Source organism: Kribbella sindirgiensis (assembly GCF_004331435.1).
In the GTDB taxonomy this organism is placed as follows: Bacteria; Actinomycetota; Actinomycetes; order Propionibacteriales; family Kribbellaceae; genus Kribbella; species Kribbella sindirgiensis.
Genome location: NZ_SJKA01000003.1, coordinates 359170 through 377423, shown reverse-complemented (window position 1 = coordinate 377423; position 18254 = coordinate 359170). Strand labels below are relative to the sequence as shown.

Here is an 18254-nt window from a genome sequence, read left to right as displayed (position 1 = left end):
AGGGGTTCTCGGCCGCCGTGGAACGCGGATGCCGACGCATCGGCCGTGATTTCGGCGTGCGTCGGCGGTTGCTGAGCGTGAGGGTGGCGGGGCATCCCGGGGCAGATAGGGGCAGCCCCTCACTGGTTGCGCTCGATAAAGTTGTGGGATGCCCGAGGAAGCCGTGACGACGTTGCACGCCGAACTGGAGCGGTTCGGGCGGGTGGAGGAAGGGTTCGCGCTGCTCGAGGTGTTCCTGGAGGTGGCGCGGCCGCGGTTGGGTGCAGTGGTGCTGGATCCGGTGGGACTGCGGCTACCGGTGGAGCTCACCGACGATCGGGCCGTTGTGCAGAAGCTGATCGACGAGATCGAGCAGGAGCCGCAGGCGAAGGGACGCGTGGTCGAGCGTCCCTTCGACATGGACGACGAGCAGGCGCGCTGGGACTTCGTCCGGCTTGCCTACAGTTCGAGCCAGGCGACGGTGTGGAGCCGCCGCCAACGCACGACGTACTTCGAGGCGTCCGGCGGCCGCAAGGCGACGTACTGGCTGCCGGACAGCCTGAAGGTGCAGTACTTCGACGCGCTGACCTCCCGCGGTTGGGCCATCCCGGAGGGCTGGCTCACCGCGGTGGCGAAGCGGCCCAAGCCTTGGTGGAAGCGCGGCGGGCGCTGAGATGTCAGCTCATCGCGGGTAGGTGCGTCAGGGCCTCGGCTACTGCCGACTGGATCTCGGCGTCGTCCCAGGTGCGGTCGGTGATGGCATTGGACAGGTAGGCGTCGTACGCCGCGAGGTCGAGGTGTCCGTGGCCACAGAGGGCGGTGAGGATGACCTTCTCCTCGCCGGACTCCTTGCAGCGTTGGGCTTCCTCGACGGCGGCCGCCAGCGCGTGGGTGGGCTCGGGCGCCGGAACGATACCTTCGGTCCGGGCGAACTGGACACCGGCGGCGAAGCACTCGGACTGCGGTTTGGCGACGGCCTCGATCTCGCCGGTCTCGTAGAGGTGGCTGATCAGCGGGCTCATCCCGTGGTACCGCAGACCGCCGGCGTGGATCGGATCGGGGATGAAGTCGTGGCCGAGCGTGTGCATCTTCATCAACGGCGTCATCCCGATGGTGTCGCCGAAGTCGTACGCGTACGTGCCCTGGGTGAGCGACGGGCACGCGGCCGGCTCGACCGCCCGCACGACCGGGGACATCCGGCCGGCCCATTTCTCCCGTAGGAACGGGAACGCCAGGCCGCCGAAGTTCGACCCGCCGCCGGTGCAGCCGACGATCAGGTCGGGTGTTTCGCCGACCATCGCGAGCTGCATCAGCGCTTCCTCGCCGATGACGGTCTGGTGCAGCAGCACGTGGTTGAGCACCGACCCGAGCGCGTAGTGCACCTCGGGATCCTGCACCGCGGCCTCGACGGCCTCGCTGATCGCGATCCCGAGTGAGCCGGTGGAGTCCGGGTCACCGGCGAGGATCTTCCGCCCGGCCTCGGTCAGGTCGGACGGGCTCGGGTGCACGGTCGCCCCGAACACCTGCATCATCGTGCGCCGGTACGGCTTCTGGTCGTACGACGCCCGCACCTGCCAGACCTCGCACTCCAGTCCGTACTGCGCGCAGGCGAACGCCAGCGCCGTACCCCACTGGCCGGCGCCGGTCTCGGTGGTGAGCTTCCGGACGCCGGACTTCGCGTTGTAGAACGCCTGGGGGACCGCGGTGTTCGGCTTGTGCGATCCGGCCGGCGAGACGCCTTCGTACTTGTAGTAGATCCGCGCCGGCGTATCGAGCGCCTTCTCCAGCCGGTGCGCGCGATACAACGGGCTGGGCCGCCACAGCCGGTAGACGTCGAGCACCTCACCCGGAATGTCGACGTACTGCTCCTGTGAGACCTCCTGCAGGATCAGGTCCATCGGGAACAGCGGCGCGAGGTCGTCCGGCCCGATCGGTTGCCCTGTCCCCGGATGCAGCACCGGCGGAGGGGGCGTCGGCAGGTCGTGCAGCACGTTGTACCAACGGGTGGGCAGCTCGTCCTCTGGCAGCAGGATCTTCGTCGGCGTCATGCACGCAAAGTTAGGCCCGCACCGCCCCCCGAACAATGACCTGAACCGGAACGCAACCAGCACTTATCCGGAACTCGACAACCCCTCGACCACTCCGCCCGCACGCACGCGGTAGACCAGGTCCGAGGGCTGCCGGGTGGCGAGCGCGTCCGGTACTCCGAGCTGCCGCAGAAGCATCCGCCCGATCATCTCGTGCGACACCAGCAACGGCCGCCGTACGCCGCTCCGTTCGATCTCCTCCAGCACGCGCCCGGCCCGTACCTCACCGTCCGCGTAGCTCTCACCCTCCGGAAACCGGTAGGTGTACTTGTCCCGCTCCCGCGCATCCCGCTGCCCCGGCCACCGCGCATCGATCTCCGCCGACCCGAGCCCCGACCACAAACCGTGATCGATCTCGGCCAGATCGTCGACGACCTGGACAGTCAGCCCGAGCTCCGACGCGATGAGGGAGGCCGTTCGATGCGCCCGGCCGAGCGGACTGGCGAAGATCGCGTCAATGCCCTCATCGAGCAACAGGCGAGCGTTCTGGCGGGCCTGTTCGAGGCCGAGTGGGGTAAGCGGTGAATCGAGGCGACCCTGACGGCGGCCTGCGGCGTTCCACTCGGTTTGGCCGTGGCGGGCCAGGTAGGTCAGGCGGGGACTGTGGCGGGGGTTCCTAGCCATTCGTCGATTTCGGTGAGGAGGGTTTTTTGGGCCTCGGGTGGGGCGGTGGAGGCCAGGACCGAGCTGCGGGCGAGGTCGGCCAGTTCGGCGTCGGTGAAACCGTGGACGGTGCGGGCGGTTTCGTACTGTTCGGCCAGGCGGGAGCCGAAGAGGAGGGGGTCGTCGGCACCGAGGGCGATGCGGGCGCCTGCTTCGTAGAGTCTGCGGAGGGGGACGTCCTCAGGGCGGCGATAGACGCCGAGCGAGACGTTGGACGCGGGGCAGACCTCCAACGCGATCTGCGCGTCGACTACGCGCTTCAGGAGGTCGGGGTCCTCGACGGAACGGACGCCGTGGCCGATGCGGCCCGCGCCGAGCTCGTCCAGACAGGTCCGCACAGTCGCCGGACCGCACAGCTCGCCGCCGTGCGGTGCGGCGAGCAGCCCGGCGTGGCGGGCGATCCGGAAGGCCGGTTCGAACTCCGACGTCGTACCGCGCCGCTCGTCGTTCGACAGGCCGAACCCGACCACGCCACGTCCGACGTACTGCGATGCGAGCCGTGCCAGCGTGCGGGCGTCGAGCGGATGCCGCGTGCGGTTCGCGGCGATGATGACCTGCACGGCGATCCCGGTCGACGCCGACGCGTCGCGGGCGGCGTCCAGCACCAGGTCGGTGAATTCGGTGATCCCGTGGAAGCGGTTCGCGTACCCGGACGGGTCCACCTGGATCTCCAGCCAGCGCGAGCCGTCCGCCCGGTCGTCCTCGGCCGCCTCCCGGACCAGACGGCGCACGTCGTCCTCGGTCCGCAGCACCGAGCGCGCGATGTCGTACAGCCGCTGGAACCGGAACCAGCCGCGCTCGTCCGCCGCCGACAGTTCCGGCGGCCAATCGGTGCGCAGCGCGTCCGGCAGCCGTACGCCGTGTTTGTCCGCCAGCTCGACCAGCGTCAGGTGCCGCATCGACCCGGAGAAGTGCAGATGCAGGTGTGTTTTCGGCAGCACCCGCAGATCCCGCTGCGTCATTACCGAAGGTTACCGATCCAATACCCGCCCCGCGAAATCAGCTCAGCAACTTCGCGATCCGGCCGAGCCCCTCGGCCAGGTCGTCGTCGCCGAGCGCGTACGAGAGCCGCAGGTACCCGGGCGCGCCGAACGCCTCACCGGGTACGACCGCCACCTCGACCTCGTCGAGGATCAGATCGGCCAGCTCGGCCGACGTGGCCGGCGTCCGTCCGTTGATCTCCCGGCCGAACACCCCCTTGACCGACGGGTACGCGTAGAACGCGCCGGTCGGCTCCGGGCACTCGACGCCGGGGATCTCGTTGAGCATCCGGACCATGGTCCGCCGCCGCCGGTCGAACGCGACCTTCATCTCGTCGACCGCGCTCAGGTCGCCGGACACCGCGGCCAGCGCGGCCCGCTGGGCGATGTTGCACACGTTCGAGGTCTGGTGCGACTGCAGGTTCGTCGCGGCCTTGATGACGTCCTTCGGGCCGATCATCCAGCCGACCCGCCAGCCGGTCATCGCGTACGTCTTGGCGACGCCGTTCAGTACGACGGTCTTGTCGGCCAGCTCCGGTACGGCGACCGGGATCGACGTCGCCCGCACGTCGCCGTACGTCAGGTGCTCGTAGATCTCGTCCGTGATCACCCACAGATCGTGCTCGAGCGCCCACCGGCCGATCGCCGCGATCGTCTCCGGGCTGTCGACCGCGCCGGTCGGGTTCGACGGTGAGCAGAACAGCAGGGCCTTGGTCTTCGGGGTCCGGGCCGCCTCGAGTTGCTCGACGGTGACGGAGTAGTTCTGCGACTCGTCGGCGAACACCTCGACCGGTACGCCGCCGGCCAGCCGGATCGTCTCCGGGTACGTCGTCCAGTACGGCGCCGGGAGCAGCACCTCGTCGCCCGGGTCGAGCAGCGTCGCGAACGCGTTGTACACCGCGTGCTTGCCGCCGTTGGTGACCAGGACCTGGGAGGCCTCGATCTCGTAGCCGGAGTCGCGCTTGGTCTTGTCCGCGATCGCCTGCTTGAGCTCCGGCAGGCCGCCCGCGGGGCTGTACCGGTGGTTCTTGGGGTCCCGCGCGGCCGCGACCGCCGCCTCGACGATGTAGTCCGGCGTCGGGAAGTCCGGCTCACCCGCGCCGAACCCGATCACCGGCCGCCCGGCCGCCTTGAGCGCCTTCGCCTTGGCGTCGACCGCCAGCGTCGCCGATTCACTGATGGCGCCGATCCGCGCCGAGATCCTGGAACCCATGCGGCCCATCCTGGCACCACGCCGTACGGCGGTGCTCGCGGGTTTCACGGGCTGGGCGGGGAACGCGCCGGGGGCACTGTCCGTTGGGACCATCTGGAGGCTGTATGGTTCTGACCGCGGTGCGGCGCCCGATGAGGGGCTGTACGGGAAAGGACCGGGGTCGAGGCTGAGTTCGACCAGGTGGCTCCGACCCCGTACACTTCTCTAGGTCCGGGCGTTGGTGGCCCTGATCCGGCATGCCCGAGATCAGGTCCGACGCGGCGTCCGGATGGATTGCAGAGGGCACTAGCTCAACTGGCAGAGCATCGGTCTCCAAAACCGAAGGTTGGGGGTTCAAGTCCCTCGTGCCCTGCAAATCCTGACCGGCGCAGGGCCGGTCAGGCCGCCGCTAGCGAAAGAGGTAGGTCGTGACGGAGACGCGCACCCCGGCACCGTCCGGCGCCGGCAAGCCTGCGGAAGGCAAGCAGGGCAGGGGCCTGCTGCGCTTCTACCGCCAGGTGGTCGCCGAGCTCCGCAAGGTCGTCTGGCCGACCCGCAAGCAGCTCTCCACCTACTTCGTGGTCGTCCTGACCTTCGTGGTGTTCGTCATCGCGATCGTCTCGGTCCTCGACCTCGCCTTCGGCTGGGCGATGTTCAAGATCTTCGGCTGAGGCCGCCCACCACGATCCGACCGTAGGTCCCGGGTTCCTGACCCGACCCGAAGCAGAACAAGACCCCGATCCACAGATGACGGAGTACGACGTGTCCGAGCGCGACGACGAGGTCCTCGACCACGAGGACGAGTTCGACGTATCCGACGCCGACCTCGATCTCGACTTCGACGAGAACGCCACCGATGACGATCTGTTCGCTGACGACGACGATGACGACGACGACCCGTTCGCGGATCTCGACGACGATGACGCCGGCGAGGACGAGGACGATGTGGACGACGACGAGTACTCCGCCGACGACGAGGCGGAGACGCCTCGGGCGGACGCCGACACGTCCGACGACGAGCCGGTCGTGGTCGTCCCGGCGGCCGACGAGTCCGAGGCCGCCGAGGTCGTGACCGAGGACGACGTCGAGGACGCCGCCGAGGAACTGGCCGAGGAGACCGCCGAGACCGCTCCGCTGACCACCGCCGAGGCACCCGCCGCGGCCGACGAGGTGGTCTTCTCCAGCGGTGACGACGAGGCCGACGACGACGCCGACGTGGACGCGCTGGCCGCGGCCGCCGCCGCGACGGACGCCGACGAGGACGACGCGGAGGCCGAGGAGGCGGAGCCCGAAGAGCCGGGCGACCCGCTCGAGGAGCTCCGCAGCCGGCTGCGGTCGCAGATCGGCGACTGGTACGTGGTGCACACGTACTCAGGGATGGAGAACCGGGTCAAGGGCAACCTGGAGAACCGGATCAACTCCCTGAACATGGAGGACTACATCTTCGAGATCATCGTGCCGACCGAAGAGGTCGCCGAGATCAAGAACGGTCAGCGCCGGATGGTGAAGCGCACCGTGCTCCCCGGCTACGTGCTGGTCCGGATGGACCTGACCGACGAGTCCTGGTCGACCGTGCGGCACACGCCGTCGGTGACCGGCTTCGTCGGGAACAGTCAGAAGCCGGTCCCGCTCAGCCTCGAAGAGGTCGAGAAGATGCTCGCTCCGGCTGTCGTGGCGGCAGCCGAGGCGGCGGCCGCCGAAGCCGGCGCCGCACCCGCCAAGACCGCGGCGAAGAAGAAGGTCGAGGTCGCCGACTTCGGTGTCGGAGACTCGGTCATGGTGGTCGACGGGCCGTTCGCGACCCTGCACGCCACAGTCACGGAGATCAATGCCGAGGCCCAGCGGATCAAGGCCCTGGTGGAGATCTTCGGCCGGGAGACCCCGGTGGAACTCAGCTTCAACCAGATCCAGAAAGTCTAAGGACCCGACAGAATGCCTCCCAAGAAGAAGATCGCTGCCCTGGTCAAGGTGCAGCTCCAGGCCGGTGCCGCGACGCCGGCCCCGCCGGTCGGTACCGCGCTCGGCCCGCACGGCGTCAACATCATGGAGTTCTGCAAGGCGTACAACGCCCAGACGGAGTCCATGCGTGGCAACGTGGTGCCGGTCGAGATCACCATCTACGAGGACCGTTCCTTCACCTTCATCACCAAGACGCCGCCGGCGCCGGAGATGATCAAGAAGGCCGCCGGTCTGCAGAAGGGCTCGCCGGTCCCGCACAAGGACAAGGTCGGCAAGATCACCAAGGACCAGGTCCGCGAGATCGCCACCACCAAGATGCCGGATCTGAACGCCCGTGACATCGACGCGGCGATGAAGATCATCGAGGGTACGGCGCGCTCCATGGGCGTCACCGTCGACGGCTGATCAGTACCACTTCACACGTAGTAGTGGCAGGGCGAAGCGCCGCCCGGAGACCACACCCCAGAGAGGAACCAGTCATGGCACAGCGCAGCAAGGCTTACCGCGCCGCCGCAGAGAAGATCGACTTCGATCACCTGTACACGCCGCTCGAGGCGATCAAGCTCGCCAAGGAAGCGGCCGGCAGCAAGAAGTTCAACTCCACCGTGGACGTCGCGATGCGTCTCGGGGTCGACCCTCGCAAGGCCGACCAGATGGTGCGTGGCACCGTCAACCTTCCGCACGGTACCGGCAAGACGGCACGGGTCCTCGTCTTCGCCACCGGTGAGAAGGCCGAGGCCGCGAAGGCCGCCGGCGCCGACTTCGTGGGCGACGACGACCTGATCAAGAAGGTCACCGACGGCTGGCTGGACTTCGACGCTGTCGTCGCGACCCCTGACCTGATGGGCAAGGTCGGCCGCCTCGGCCGGGTGCTCGGCCCGCGTGGTCTGATGCCGAACCCGAAGACCGGCACGGTGACCCCGGACGTGGTCAAGGCCGTGAACGACATCAAGGGCGGCAAGATCGAGTTCCGGGTCGACCGGCACGCGAACCTGCACTTCATCATCGGCAAGGCCTCGTTCGACGAGACCCAGCTGGTGGAGAACTACAGCGCCGCGCTCGAGGAGATCCTCCGGCTGAAGCCGGCCAGCTCGAAGGGCCGCTACATCAAGAAGACGGTCTTCTCGACCACGATGGGGCCGGGTGTCCAGGTTGACCCCAACCTGAGCCGCAACCTCACCGAGGAGCCGGCCGAGGCCTGAGCCTCACCACCGCAGTCACCAGAAAGCCCTCGGGATCTCCCGGGGGCTTTCTGCTTGTGGTGACCGGCAGGTTGAGCAGCGCCGTAGTGGATATGCAGTTCATGGCTGGGTGGGGTTGCCGCGAATGTGCGGGTTGATCGCTGGGGCGTGGTCCTCGAACCGGTGCCGTTGAACAGGAAATAGCAGGTCTCCACCCACCGCTTCCTGTCGCCTGGCACCACGAACGCCCGCGTTCAGCCAGAAGCGCCGGGATCAGCCGTGGGTGAGGCGGAGCGGGAGGTCTGCGGTTTGGATGGTCCAGCCGTTGGGGTGTTTCTCCAGGACGGTGCCTGGGGGCGCGGTGCTGTGGATCGTGGCTGGGTCGGTTCGGGTGATGAGGTGGGTGGTGCCGTCCAGTTCGAGCTGGGCGGTGGGTGCGGTGACGTTGAGGGCGACGAGCTTGGGTACGGCCTCGTCCAGGCATGCGCTGAGCAGCGTTCGCCAGGACTGCATGAGGCCGGAGCCGTTCAGGTCGTCGGGCAGTGGCGCGATCCGTTGGGCGAGGATCGCGCCGGTGTCGAACTCCGCCGCGGTCCGGTGCACGGTCGCTCCGACCCGCTCGTCACCTTCGTAGATCAGCCGCTGCGGCGTCGGCCCGCGTCCGGCCGGGAGCGGCGACGGGTGGCAGTTGATCGCGCCGTACGCCGGGATTTCGAGGATCTCGGCCGGGATCAGGCGCGGGAACGCGGCCGAGATGATCACGTCCGCCCGGAGCGCGGCGATCATCGGCGCGGCAACGGTCCGGAGCTTGCGGGTGACCAGCACGTTCAGTGTGTCCGGCAGACCCGCGACCATCGGGTCGGAGGCGCCGTACCTGCTGGTGTCCGGCAGTGTCGCGACCAGGACCAGGTCGTGGCCGTTCCGTTCGGCGAAACTCGTGGACGAGCCTTAACCCCGGCAGGAACGCGTTCAGCCCAACGATGCGCAAGCTCATCTCGCTCCCGTCGAAGTGACGAGGTCCGGCGCGAGCGACGAGGGTGTGGCGGCGCCGACCAGCCGGAGGGTGTGGTCGAGTTCGTCGGCGAGGTCGGTCAGGAGGCGGGTGACGCCTTCGGACGAGCCGACGGTCAGGGACCACAGCGCGGGACGGCCGACGAAGACCGCGCGGGCGCCGAGGGCCAGCGCGGCGAGGATGTGTTCACCGCGGCGGATGCCGCCGTCGACGTACACCTCGAGGTTGCTTCCGGCGACGGCTTCGGCGACCTCGGGCAGCGCCTGGGCCGTGGGGACCGAGCCGTCGAGCTGGCGGCCGCCGTGGTTCGAGACGATGATGCCGGCGGCACCCGCGTCCGCGCAGCGCTTGGCGTCGTCGCCGCGCAGGACGCCCTTCACCACCACCGGAAGGCCGGTGCGTTCCGCGAGCCAGCCGATCACGTCGGGGTTCAGGTCGTCGGCCTTCGCGAGGTCGTCGTCACTCCAGTCGCCGTCGGGCAGGTTGGCCAGGAACTGTCCCGGTTGCGCGACGTCCCAGACGGTCTCGCCCTCGTCTTCCTTCCGGCCGACCACCGGAGTGTCCACGGTGAGCACGACCGCTCGCGCCCCGGCCTCGGCGGCGGCGTCGAGCATCCGGACGGTGATCTCCCGATTCCGCACGACGTAGATCTGCAGCCACCACGGAACACCGGTCGCCCCGAGCTCGGCGAACGGCGTACCGGCGTTGCTGGAGACACCGAGCACCGATCTCGCCGCGCCGACGCCGCGTGCCATCGCGAGTTCGCCGTCCGGGTCGGCCAGCCGCTGCATCGTCGACGGCGCGACCAGGATCGGGGCGTCGACGGGTGTGCCGAGCACCGTCGTACTCAGATCGACGGTGGAGACGTCGTTCAGCACATGCGGACGGAACCGGTACGCCGACCAGGCGGAGGTCGCCTCGCCGACGCTGACCCCGCCGGCGGAGCCCTGCCGGAAGTAGCGGTGCACGGCCTCCGGCAGCTTGCCGGCGGCCGCGCCTTCCAGGGCGTCGATCCATCGCATGCGGCCCATCGTCGCACCCGGTGGTTCCGCGGCGGACCGAATATCGCGGCGGACAGTCGTGGCCGGACGGTACAGTGGACGCCATGACGCAGTACGGGCAGCGATTTCTGCGCCCCGGCCGGCACGACGGTGCCGACGGGGTGAGCTGCTGCTGCGCTCTCTCCTGAGGTGACCGCGGCCGACCGGGGTGGACCCCCGTCGAGACCGTCATCCTGGAGAGAAACTCATGTCTGTCCTCACTGTTGAAGAACTGCACTCCGCCCTCGCGCTGCGCGACCTCACCGATCCGGCTCAGGGCCCGCATGCCGTCCAGCTCGTCGTCGATTCGATCCGTACGGCGCTTGGCGCCACGTGGCCGTACACCGAGATCTGGACCCGTCGCGACCATCCCGTCGTACCGATGGCCGACAACTACGACAATCTCGGGTACGCCGCCGACGCGGTGACCCGGGAGGCCCGCTACACGCGCTACGTGTCCGGGACCGAGGTGCTGCGAAGCCACACGTCGGCAATGATTCCGCCGGCGCTCCGTGAGCTCGCCGGGTCGGAGTCGTCCGATGTGCTGATGATCTGTGCCGGTATCTGTTACCGCCGGGACTCGGTCGACTGGCAGCACACGGGTACGCCGCATCAGCTCGACCTGTGGCGGGTCAGCCGCAACGTGACGCTGGGCGAACCGGAACTGGAGGACATGATCGCCCGCCTGGTCGACACCGTCCTGCCCGGCCAGACCTATCGGACCGTGCCGGCCGTCCACCCGTACACGATCCACGGACGGCAGATCGATGTCCTGCTGGACGACCAGTGGATCGAGATCGGTGAGTGCGGGGTCGCCGCGCCGCACGTGCTGCGGATGGCCGGCCTCGACGACAGCTGGACCGGTCTCGCGATGGGCCCCGGCCTGGACCGGCTGCTCATGCTCCGCAAGGGGATCCGCGATATCCGCCTGCTCCGCTCGACGGATCCGCGGGTGGCGGGTCAGATGCTGGATCTCGCGCCGTACAAGGCGGTCTCGTCGATGCCGCCGGTACGTCGCGACCTGTCCGTCGTCGTCGACGCCTCGGCGGACGTGTCGGCGGAGGTACTCGGTGACAAGGTGCGCGCCGCGCTCGGCCAGGACGCCGATGCCGCGGAGTCGCTGGAGGTGCTGGGCGAAACGTCGTACGACGACTTGCCGGCGTCCGCCCGTGAGCGCCTGCAGATGACTCCCGGTCAACGGAACCTCCTGGTCAGGCTGGTCCTTCGCCCGGTGGATCGCACGCTCACCGATGCCGAGGCCAACGTCCTGCGGGACAAGGTCTACCGAGCCCTGCACGAAGGCCCCGTGCTGGAACTCATCGTCTGAGCTCGCGAGCAGCGACCACGAAGGCGCACACCGCCAGCGGCAGCTCCAGGACGAGCGCCTCGGTCAGCGAGAGCGTGCGGTCGAACCCGGCTGCCGCGGTACTCACGTCGAACCAGGCGTCGGCCATCAGCAGCGTCCCGGCGGCCATCGCGGTCAGAGCGGCGTACCTGTTGCGTGTGTGCAGCAGGTACGCCGTGAGTCCGGCGGCGATCGCGGTGCCGCAGTCGAGGCCGATCCAGGTGAGCTTCCAGTGGCCCGCCTGGTAGGTGCTCGGCAGCGTGGCCGCGAGGATCAGGCACCAAGGAAGCAGCACCGCCGCGACCCCGGCGGCGACCAGCGCGGCGAGACCTCCGGGGGAGCGACGGGCCCGGATCCTGCCGTCCAGCCGGCCCTCGGCGATGTAGTCGTCGAGCGCGTCGGCCACCCGGTCGTCGATTGCGTCGCCGAGTCTCCCGTCCACGCTCAGGTCGTTGGTGATCGCTGTCGTCGTCATACCTTCGAGGATTCCGGCGGCGGCCGTCCGGCACAGTCCGGCCAGCCCACGAACCGGGGTGGGGATAACCCCCGGTCGAGCCCGTGGGCTGTCCTCATGCCGCCCGCCGGCGCCGACGACGTAAGTTGTGACCGCAAGCAGGCGCTGACACGGGGAGGTGGTCCGGATGACGGTTGCGGCGAATCCGGTTCCCCGGACGCCGTGGGGGCTCTGGCGTTCGCCGTACTTGTGGTTGGCAACCATCCACATCCTGGGCGACGTGGTGGTGGTGCTCACCTCCGGACTGCTGGTGCTGGCCACGGTCCTGGTCGCCGTGCTGGCGTGGCCGCTCGGGTACGTCGGGATTCCGCTGAGCGTCGGCGCGAATCGGTTCGTGTACCTGGTGGCCGGGTGGGAGCGAGCGCGGGCGAAGATCACCCGCGGGCAGGTCGTCCCGCCGTTGATCCCACCGCCGCCGGCCGGATCACGGGTCGCCGACGCGCGGCTCGCGGTGACCGACCGGGGGATGTGGCAGCAGTTCCTGTACTACGTCTTGCTGTTGCCGCTGGCAATCGTTTGGCTGGTGCTGATCCCGGCCGCGTGGTCGGTGCCGCCGGTGCTGATCGCGTTGCCGCTGTACTACCGCCGGTTCGCGGCGTCGCAGGCGCAGCTCGGGCCGTTCGTGATCGACTCGCCCAAACTCGCGGTGATGGTGGCGATCGTCGCGGCCGTGTTCCTGCTCGTGGTGTCGCCCTGGCTGATCCGGCTGGCGTCGGCGCTGGACGCGGAGCTTGCGCGGAGGTTGCTCGGCCGGTCCGAGAGCGGTGCCCTGGCGGAGCGCGTCACGCAGCTGGTGACGAGCCGGCAGCAGGTGGTCGACTCCGTCGAGGCCGAGCGGCGGCGGATGGAGCGCGACCTGCACGACGGCGCACAGCAGCGGCTGGTCTCGCTGGCCATGACACTCGGCCGGGCGAAGAACCGCCTGGGGAGCAAGGAGCCCGCGGTGCGCGCGTTGATCGAGGAGGCGCATTCGGAGGCGATGCAGGCGATCGCCGAGATTCGCGATCTGGTCAGAGGGCTGCATCCGCCGGTGCTGACCGATCGCGGTCTGGACGCGGCTCTGTCGGCGATCGCGGTCCGATCACCGGTGCCGATGTTCCTGCGGATCGGCATCCACGAACGGCCGTCGCTGACGATCGAGTCGATCGCTTACTTCGTGGTGACGGAGGCACTGGCCAACGTCGGCAAACATGCTCAGGCGGCGCACGTGGAGGTTTCGGTGACGCGGAAGGGCGACGTCCTGCGGATCGAGGTCCGGGACGACGGGAAGGGTGGCGCCGATCCGTCCAAGGGCACCGGGTTGCGCGGGCTGAGCGATCGGGTGGCCGGTGTCGACGGATGGCTCACGGTGGACAGTCCACCGGGTGGCGGGACCACGCTGACCGCGGAGGTGCCCTGTGGATGAAAACACCGTGGATGAGGAGATTGCGCGGATGCGGGTGGTGATCGCCGAGGACTCGGTGCTGTTGCGTGAGGGCATCGTGCGGCTGCTGGAGGAGCAGGACTGTGCGGTGGTCGCGGCCGTCGGCGACGGTGACGCGCTGCTGAAGGCGGTCGATGCGCATCGGCCCGACGTGTGCGTGGTCGACGTACGGATGCCGCCGACGTTCACCGACGAGGGGCTGCGGGCGGCGTTGGTGATTCGCGAGCAGTACGCCGAGGTCGGCGTCCTGGTGCTGTCGCAGTACGTCGAGGAGCGCTACGCGAGTGAACTGATCGGTGGGAACCCGGGCGGTGTCGGGTACCTGCTCAAGGACCGCGTGGCGGATGTGGATCAGTTCATCGACGGGCTGCGCCGGGTCGCGGGCGGTGGCGCGGCGCTGGATCCGGAGGTGATCTCGCAGCTGCTGGTGCGATCGCGGAAGGTGGATCCGCTCGCGGTGCTGAGTCCGCGGGAACAGGACGTTCTCCGGGCGATGGCGGAGGGCAGGTCGAACGCCGGGATCGCCCAGGCGCTCGTCGTCGGCGAAGGCGCCGTGGAGAAGCACATCAGCAACATCTTCCTGAAGCTTCGGTTGTCGCCGACCGACGGCGAGCACCGGCGGGTGCTGGCCGTGCTCAAGTACCTGGACACGTGATGACGACCGCGCAGCGCAGGATGCTGCTCATCGGGCTGATACCGGTGCTGGTGTTCGTGATCACCGGCGCGGCCGTGACCGTGTCGTTGATTCGCGGGAAGCTGCCGTACGACTACTCGGCCTCGTTCACGCCCGGCCCGCAAGGCGTCAAGGTGGTGTCCGGCGTGGAGATGCAACTGCTGGCCAGCGCCGACGGACAGGTGCATGTGACGGTCGACGGGACGTACGCCGCCGCGCAGCCGGCCGTCAAGGTGTCGACGACCGGTGGGGTGCTGGACGTGGAGACCACCTGTCCCGATGTGCACTGCGACGTGGAGCTGACGGTGGAGGTGCCGAGTTCGGCCGCTGTGCACGCGAAGGCGGACGGTACGTCGATGTCCGCGACCGGCGTCGCGTCGCCACTGACGGTGGAAGCCACCGACGCATCGATCACGCTGACCCGGCTGCGGAGCCCGCGGGTCTCGGTGGACGCGGAGCATGGCTCGGTCGACCTGCAGTTCGACAGCGCGCCGGAACAGGTCAACGCCACCGCGAGCGACGGCTCGCTCATGGTGCAGCTGCCACGGACGGCGACGTACGCGATCGATGCGCTGGCGGCGCAAGGGTCCACTGAGATCGACGTACCGAACGACGCCAGTTCCTCGAACCGCCTCTACCTGCGCACCAGTTACGGCAGCATCACTGTGCAATAGCGGCGCAGAAGGTCTTGGCCTTCGTGGTGATCGCCTCCCAGTTCGCGGCGGCCACATCGGCGGGGGAGACGACGTCCGTTCCCGCACTGACGGCGAGGGCGCCGGCGGCCAGGAAGTCGTGGGCGTTGGTGGCGTTGACGCCGCCGGACGGGATCAGCGGTACGCCGGGGAACGGGCCGTTGAGGTCCTTGAAGTACTTCGGGCCCAGCTGGTGGGCGGGGAAGATCTTCACCGCGGCCGAGCCGAGAGCGAGCGCCGTCATCACCTCGGACGGCGTGAAGGCGCCGAGGACGACGGGAATACCGGCGGTCCGCGCGGCCTCGGCGATCGCCGCTGCCTCAGGGCCCTGCCCGGGGGTGACGAGGAACTGGGCGCCGGCGTTGATCGCCTGCGTGGCCTGGTCGCCGGTCTGGACGGTGCCCGCGCCGACGACCGCGCCGGTCTCGGCAGCGGTGGAGGCCGCGCGCTCCAGGTGCCGCGGGAGGTCCGGGGTCGTGTAGGTGAGTTCGACGACGTGGATGCCACCGGCGACCAATGCCGCGCACAGGTCGCGGGCGTCCGAGATCTCCGGTGCGCGCACCACGGTCAGAACCCGGTCGGCGCGGAGCAGCTCCAGGGTGTTCACAACTAGTTCCTCTCAGCTGAGGTACGGCGGATCGATCGGCCGGGGCTGGCGGTCGTTCGGTGGGAGTCGTCGATGACAGGGGTGCCGTTGACGAAGACGTACGGGATACCTGCCGCTTGCCGGCGGGGGTCAGGGAACGTGGCGGTGTCCTGAACCGTCGCGGGGTCGAAAAGGACCAGGTCGGCGGCGTACCCCTCGCGGATCAGCCCGCGGTCCGGGAGCCGGAGGCGACGGGCGGGACGGCCGGTGAGGTGGTGGATGCAGTCGGCGAGGTCGAGTACGCCGAGCTCACGGACGTAGCGGGCGAGGTACCGCGGGAACGTCCCCCAGGAGCGCGGGTGCGGTTTCCCGCCGACCAGGATCCCGTCCGATCCGCCGGTGTGCGACCGGTGCTGCATGATCGCGCGCACGTTCTCCTCGTGGCCGACGTGCTGCAGGATCGAGGTGGCGAGGTCGTCGGCCAGCAGGATCTCGAAGAAGACCTCCGAGGCCGGCTTGCCGGTGCGTTCCGCGAGGGCCGCGACGGTGTTGCCGACCGCGCTGGACAGCGCCGGGTTGCGCACGCCGCCGATCTCGATCGTGTCCCACTCGACCACGCAGCCGTGGCAGCCGTCGGATCCGACCTGCTCCAGTTCGTAGCTGATGCGCTCGCGTGCGGACGGGTCGCGGAGCCGGGCGAGCAGCGCGTCCGGTCCGCCCTCGGCCGTCCAGCTCGGCAGGATCGCCGCCAGGGTGGTGGCCCCGGGCAGGTACGGATAGGTGTCGGTGGTGACGTCGACCCCGGACGCGAGCGCCTTGTCGATCATCTCGACCAGCTCCGAGCCTCGGCCCGCGTTCGGGGCGAAGTTCATCACCGCGTGGGTCAGGTGCAGCGCGCACCCGGCGCGGCGTGCGACGTCGACCATCTCGGCGTACGCCTCGAGAGCGCCCTTGCCATAAGAGCGCTGATGCGGGGCGTAGTACCCGCCGTACGCCGCGACGACCTCGCAGAGCTCGACCAGCTCGTCGGTGCCGGCGAACATGCCGGGCGTGTACGTGAGCCCGCTGCTCATCCCGACCGCCCCGTCGCGCAGCCCGTCGGCGAGCAGCTGCTTCATCCGCGCGAGCTCGTCGACGGTCGCCGGACGGTTGGAGGTGCCAACGACCATCAGGCGCAAGGTCCCTTGCGGGACCAGGTACGCCGCGTTGCAGGCGATCCTCTGGTCGAGGCGGTCGAGGTACCCGGCGACCGTCGACCAGGAGAAGTCGAAGTCGTCCGGTTCCCCGTTCCAGCCGGCGATCTGGCGGCGTACGACGGCCCGCGTCGGGTCGTCGATCGGGGCGAAGGACAGGCCGTCCTGCCCGAGAACCTCGAGCGTGACGCCCTGGCTGACCTTGGCGGTGTGGTCGGGGTTGACCAGGATCTGCAGATCCGAGTGCGAGTGCATGTCGATGAACCCGGGCGACAGCACCAGCCCGTTCGCGTCGATCCTCCGGTGCGCGGCCGGCAGGTCGTTGCCGATGGCCATGATCCGCCCGGCGTCGACGGCGACGTCCGCGTGGTACCCGGGCGCGCCGGAGCCGTCGACGACCAGCGCGCCCGTGATCAGAACATCGCTCATGTCAGAAGAACGTCCGGACCAGGTCGACGATCACGGGATCCGCGGCGTCCGGGTCGTCGACGACCGGGATCAGGCCCCACTTGTCGAAGGCCGTGCAGGGATGCGACAGCCCGACGCGCAGCTCGTCGCCGATCACGACGTCCTGGTCGTCGCCGAACAGCAGGAAGCCGTGCTGGTCGTTGAGGTTCGTCACCTTCATCCCGGTGGCCGGCAGGATCGGCGAGCCGTCCGGCCGCGGGCGGATCAGCTGCGGCTCGGGATAGTCCTGGTCGAACGGGAAGTCGCGGCGCCCGCCGTCGAAGATCGCCAGGCCGGGCTCGGGCTGGGACGTGATCCGCATCCAGCCGTGCATCGCGGGCACGAGCTGCTCGCCGTCCGTCCGCGGGTGCTCGCCGAGCGGCGACACACGACGGTAGAGCCCGTCGTCGTGGGCGATGTACGCGCCGGAACGCAGGACCACCCGGGCGCCTTCGCCCGCTTCCGAAGCGAGCACCTTCGCGACCTGCTCGAAGTACTGGCTTCCGCCCGCGCTGACCACCGGCACGACGTCGTCGTCGTACTTCGGCCGCAGCCGGTGATGGACGGTAGCCAGCTCCCGCAGGTACGCGCGGACCTCCTCGAGGTTTGCCTCGTCGACACCGTGCCCGATCGCGCCCTCGTACCCGGCCACGCCGGCCAGCCGCAGTGTCGACGCGTCGGCGATCGCGTCGCCGACGGCCAGTGCGGTCTCGAGATCACGGGCGCCGGTCCGGCCGCCGATGCCGCCGACCTCGACCAGCACGTCGAGCGGTCGCGCGTCCGCGCCGACGTACGCCGAGCGGGCCGCTTCCATCTGCTCGACGGTGCGGACCGAGTCGGCCCACACCAGCACCTCGAACGACGGGTCGTTCGCGAGCTCGTCCGCGATCCAGCGCAGCTGCAGGGGCGAGATCACCGCGTTGGCGATCAGCACGCGCTGTACGCCGTACGCGCGGGCGACACCGAGCTGGAACCCGTTGGCCAGCGTGATCGCCCAGGCACCGGCGTCCAGCTGCATCGCCCAGAGCGCGGGCGCCATCGTCGTCTTGCCGTGCGGCGCGAGCTCCACGCCGTGCCGGGTGCACCAGCTGGCGAGGGTGTCGACGTTGTGCCGCAGGCCGGGGGCCGACAGCGTCATCAGCGGAGTGGGGAGCTGGGAGAGCCGGGGCTTACCGGCCAGCACCTCCGCGACGGTGCGGCCCCAGAAGGCGGGCGGCAGGGCCTTGTCCTGCCAGCTCACCTGCTGATCGGCGAGAGCGGCGACGGTGTCGGCATCGTAAGCAGGCAT

At 69.4% G+C, this 18254-nt stretch carries 19 protein-coding genes and 1 tRNA gene; 10 read left to right on the top strand and 10 right to left on the bottom strand.

Going from position 1 to position 18254, the window contains the following annotated elements; translation table 11 throughout:
- The first annotated feature begins 148 nt into the window (after window positions 1-148).
- Window positions 149-652 carry a hypothetical protein gene (locus E0H50_RS10300; RefSeq protein WP_131286438.1) on the top strand — a complete coding sequence of 168 codons (504 nt, stop codon included), beginning with the start codon at window positions 149-151 and terminating at the stop codon, window positions 650-652.
- Between the two features lie 4 nt (window positions 653-656).
- Here E0H50_RS10300 and E0H50_RS10295 read toward each other — a convergent pair whose 3' ends face one another.
- The 4 genes from E0H50_RS10295 to E0H50_RS10280 all read right to left on the bottom strand — a co-directional run bounded on the left by E0H50_RS10295 (window position 657) and on the right by E0H50_RS10280 (window position 4922).
- On the bottom strand, window positions 657-2027 hold the full coding sequence (locus E0H50_RS10295) for a TrpB-like pyridoxal phosphate-dependent enzyme (RefSeq protein ID WP_131286436.1): 1371 nt from the start codon (window positions 2025-2027) through the stop codon (window positions 657-659).
- Between the two features lie 63 nt (window positions 2028-2090).
- Window positions 2091-2690, bottom strand: a complete 600-nt coding sequence (locus E0H50_RS10290) for a histidine phosphatase family protein (protein WP_131286434.1) — start codon at window positions 2688-2690, stop codon at window positions 2091-2093.
- Entirely contained in the window at window positions 2657-3691 is a 1035-nt protein-coding gene (locus tag E0H50_RS10285) for an adenosine deaminase (protein WP_131286432.1), read from the bottom strand. The genes E0H50_RS10290 and E0H50_RS10285 overlap by 34 nt, the downstream gene beginning before the upstream one ends.
- Before the next feature lie 37 nt (window positions 3692-3728).
- Window positions 3729-4922, bottom strand: a complete 1194-nt coding sequence (locus E0H50_RS10280; RefSeq protein WP_131286430.1) for a pyridoxal phosphate-dependent aminotransferase — start codon at window positions 4920-4922, stop codon at window positions 3729-3731.
- Between the two features lie 279 nt (window positions 4923-5201).
- Between E0H50_RS10280 and E0H50_RS10275 the strand changes: the two genes are divergently transcribed.
- From E0H50_RS10275 to rplA, 5 genes are all read left to right on the top strand, one after another.
- Window positions 5202-5274 (top strand) — tRNA-Trp (locus E0H50_RS10275).
- Window positions 5275-5329: 55 nt separating this feature from the next.
- A complete protein-coding gene (secE, locus tag E0H50_RS10270; RefSeq protein WP_130384685.1) occupies window positions 5330-5572 on the top strand; it encodes a preprotein translocase subunit SecE in 243 nt (80 codons plus the stop codon).
- Window positions 5573-5927: 355 nt separating this feature from the next.
- Window positions 5928-6821: a transcription termination/antitermination protein NusG gene (gene nusG / locus E0H50_RS43745; protein ID WP_420323243.1), complete on the top strand. Its 894-nt coding sequence runs from the start codon at window positions 5928-5930 to the stop codon at window positions 6819-6821.
- A gap of 12 nt (window positions 6822-6833) precedes the next feature.
- Window positions 6834-7265, top strand: a complete 432-nt coding sequence (gene rplK / locus E0H50_RS10260) for a 50S ribosomal protein L11 (protein WP_131286426.1) — start codon at window positions 6834-6836, stop codon at window positions 7263-7265.
- Window positions 7266-7339: 74 nt separating this feature from the next.
- Entirely contained in the window at window positions 7340-8062 is a 723-nt protein-coding gene (gene rplA / locus E0H50_RS10255; RefSeq protein WP_131286424.1) for a 50S ribosomal protein L1, read from the top strand.
- 252 nt (window positions 8063-8314) lie between these two features.
- On the opposite strand, the gene E0H50_RS10250 is transcribed toward rplA, so the two are convergent.
- Together E0H50_RS10250 and E0H50_RS10245 are read right to left on the bottom strand one after the other, a co-directional pair.
- On the bottom strand, window positions 8315-8896 hold the full coding sequence (locus E0H50_RS10250; protein WP_131286423.1) for a formyltransferase family protein: 582 nt from the start codon (window positions 8894-8896) through the stop codon (window positions 8315-8317).
- A gap of 135 nt (window positions 8897-9031) precedes the next feature.
- Window positions 9032-10075, bottom strand: coding sequence for an alpha-hydroxy acid oxidase (locus E0H50_RS10245; RefSeq protein ID WP_131286420.1), 1044 nt, complete (start codon window positions 10073-10075; stop codon window positions 9032-9034).
- A 226-nt stretch (window positions 10076-10301) separates the two neighbouring features.
- Here E0H50_RS10245 and srmL point away from each other — a divergent pair, with 226 nt between their 5' ends.
- Window positions 10302-11420, top strand: a complete 1119-nt coding sequence (gene srmL, locus E0H50_RS10240) for a PheS-related mystery ligase SrmL (RefSeq protein WP_131286418.1) — start codon at window positions 10302-10304, stop codon at window positions 11418-11420.
- Here the strand turns inward: srmL and E0H50_RS10235 are convergent.
- Window positions 11410-11913 (bottom strand): hypothetical protein, encoded by a 504-nt coding sequence (locus tag E0H50_RS10235; protein WP_131286416.1) that lies wholly within the window; start codon window positions 11911-11913, stop codon window positions 11410-11412. The genes srmL and E0H50_RS10235 overlap by 11 nt on opposite strands.
- A 166-nt stretch (window positions 11914-12079) precedes the next feature.
- On the opposite strand from E0H50_RS10235, the gene E0H50_RS10230 reads away from it, so the two are divergent.
- Genes E0H50_RS10230 through E0H50_RS42825 form a run of 3 tightly spaced genes read left to right on the top strand, consistent with a single transcriptional unit; the run spans window position 12080 to window position 14722 of the window.
- The gene (locus tag E0H50_RS10230) at window positions 12080-13357 is read left to right on the top strand and encodes a sensor histidine kinase (protein ID WP_131286414.1); all 1278 of its coding nucleotides are present in this window, start codon (window positions 12080-12082) and stop codon (window positions 13355-13357) included.
- Window positions 13358-13385: 28 nt separating this feature from the next.
- Window positions 13386-14030 (top strand): response regulator transcription factor, encoded by a 645-nt coding sequence (locus E0H50_RS10225; protein WP_131287013.1) that lies wholly within the window; start codon window positions 13386-13388, stop codon window positions 14028-14030.
- Window positions 14030-14722, top strand: a complete 693-nt coding sequence (locus E0H50_RS42825) for a DUF4097 family beta strand repeat-containing protein (protein ID WP_165547052.1) — start codon at window positions 14030-14032, stop codon at window positions 14720-14722. The genes E0H50_RS10225 and E0H50_RS42825 overlap by 1 nt, the downstream gene beginning before the upstream one ends.
- On the opposite strand, the gene E0H50_RS10215 is transcribed toward E0H50_RS42825, so the two are convergent.
- The 3 genes from E0H50_RS10215 to E0H50_RS10205 are packed head-to-tail and all read right to left on the bottom strand — an operon-like array spanning window position 14709 to window position 18254.
- A complete protein-coding gene (locus tag E0H50_RS10215) occupies window positions 14709-15347 on the bottom strand; it encodes a bifunctional 4-hydroxy-2-oxoglutarate aldolase/2-dehydro-3-deoxy-phosphogluconate aldolase (protein ID WP_131286410.1) in 639 nt (212 codons plus the stop codon). The genes E0H50_RS42825 and E0H50_RS10215 overlap by 14 nt on opposite strands.
- Before the next feature lie 2 nt (window positions 15348-15349).
- A complete protein-coding gene (locus tag E0H50_RS10210; protein WP_131286408.1) occupies window positions 15350-16948 on the bottom strand; it encodes an N-acyl-D-amino-acid deacylase family protein in 1599 nt (532 codons plus the stop codon).
- Window position 16949: 1 nt separating this feature from the next.
- Window positions 16950-18254 carry a type III PLP-dependent enzyme domain-containing protein gene (locus E0H50_RS10205; RefSeq protein ID WP_131286406.1) on the bottom strand — a complete coding sequence of 435 codons (1305 nt, stop codon included), beginning with the start codon at window positions 18252-18254 and terminating at the stop codon, window positions 16950-16952.

Bases quoted from the DNA above. Each gene is read 5' to 3' on its own strand.
- E0H50_RS10300 (WP_131286438.1), top strand. From the start codon at position 149: ATGCCCGAGGAAGCCGTGACGACGTTGCACGCCGAACTGGAGCGGTTC.
- E0H50_RS10295 (WP_131286436.1), bottom strand. From the start codon at position 2,027: ATGACGCCGACGAAGATCCTGCTGCCAGAGGACGAGCTGCCCACCCGT.
- E0H50_RS10290 (WP_131286434.1), bottom strand. From the start codon at position 2,690: ATGGCTAGGAACCCCCGCCACAGTCCCCGCCTGACCTACCTGGCCCGC.
- E0H50_RS10285 (WP_131286432.1), bottom strand. From the start codon at position 3,691: ATGACGCAGCGGGATCTGCGGGTGCTGCCGAAAACACACCTGCATCTG.
- E0H50_RS10280 (WP_131286430.1), bottom strand. From the start codon at position 4,922: ATGGGTTCCAGGATCTCGGCGCGGATCGGCGCCATCAGTGAATCGGCG.
- rplK (WP_131286426.1), top strand. From the start codon at position 6,834: ATGCCTCCCAAGAAGAAGATCGCTGCCCTGGTCAAGGTGCAGCTCCAG.
- rplA (WP_131286424.1), top strand. From the start codon at position 7,340: ATGGCACAGCGCAGCAAGGCTTACCGCGCCGCCGCAGAGAAGATCGAC.
- E0H50_RS10250 (WP_131286423.1), bottom strand. From the start codon at position 8,896: ATGGTCGCGGGTCTGCCGGACACACTGAACGTGCTGGTCACCCGCAAG.
- E0H50_RS10245 (WP_131286420.1), bottom strand. From the start codon at position 10,075: ATGCGATGGATCGACGCCCTGGAAGGCGCGGCCGCCGGCAAGCTGCCG.
- srmL (WP_131286418.1), top strand. From the start codon at position 10,302: ATGTCTGTCCTCACTGTTGAAGAACTGCACTCCGCCCTCGCGCTGCGC.
- E0H50_RS10235 (WP_131286416.1), bottom strand. From the start codon at position 11,913: ATGACGACGACAGCGATCACCAACGACCTGAGCGTGGACGGGAGACTC.
- E0H50_RS10230 (WP_131286414.1), top strand. From the start codon at position 12,080: ATGACGGTTGCGGCGAATCCGGTTCCCCGGACGCCGTGGGGGCTCTGG.
- E0H50_RS10225 (WP_131287013.1), top strand. From the start codon at position 13,386: ATGCGGGTGGTGATCGCCGAGGACTCGGTGCTGTTGCGTGAGGGCATC.
- E0H50_RS42825 (WP_165547052.1), top strand. From the start codon at position 14,030: ATGACGACCGCGCAGCGCAGGATGCTGCTCATCGGGCTGATACCGGTG.
- E0H50_RS10210 (WP_131286408.1), bottom strand. From the start codon at position 16,948: ATGAGCGATGTTCTGATCACGGGCGCGCTGGTCGTCGACGGCTCCGGC.
- E0H50_RS10205 (WP_131286406.1), bottom strand. From the start codon at position 18,254: ATGCCTGCTTACGATGCCGACACCGTCGCCGCTCTCGCCGATCAGCAG.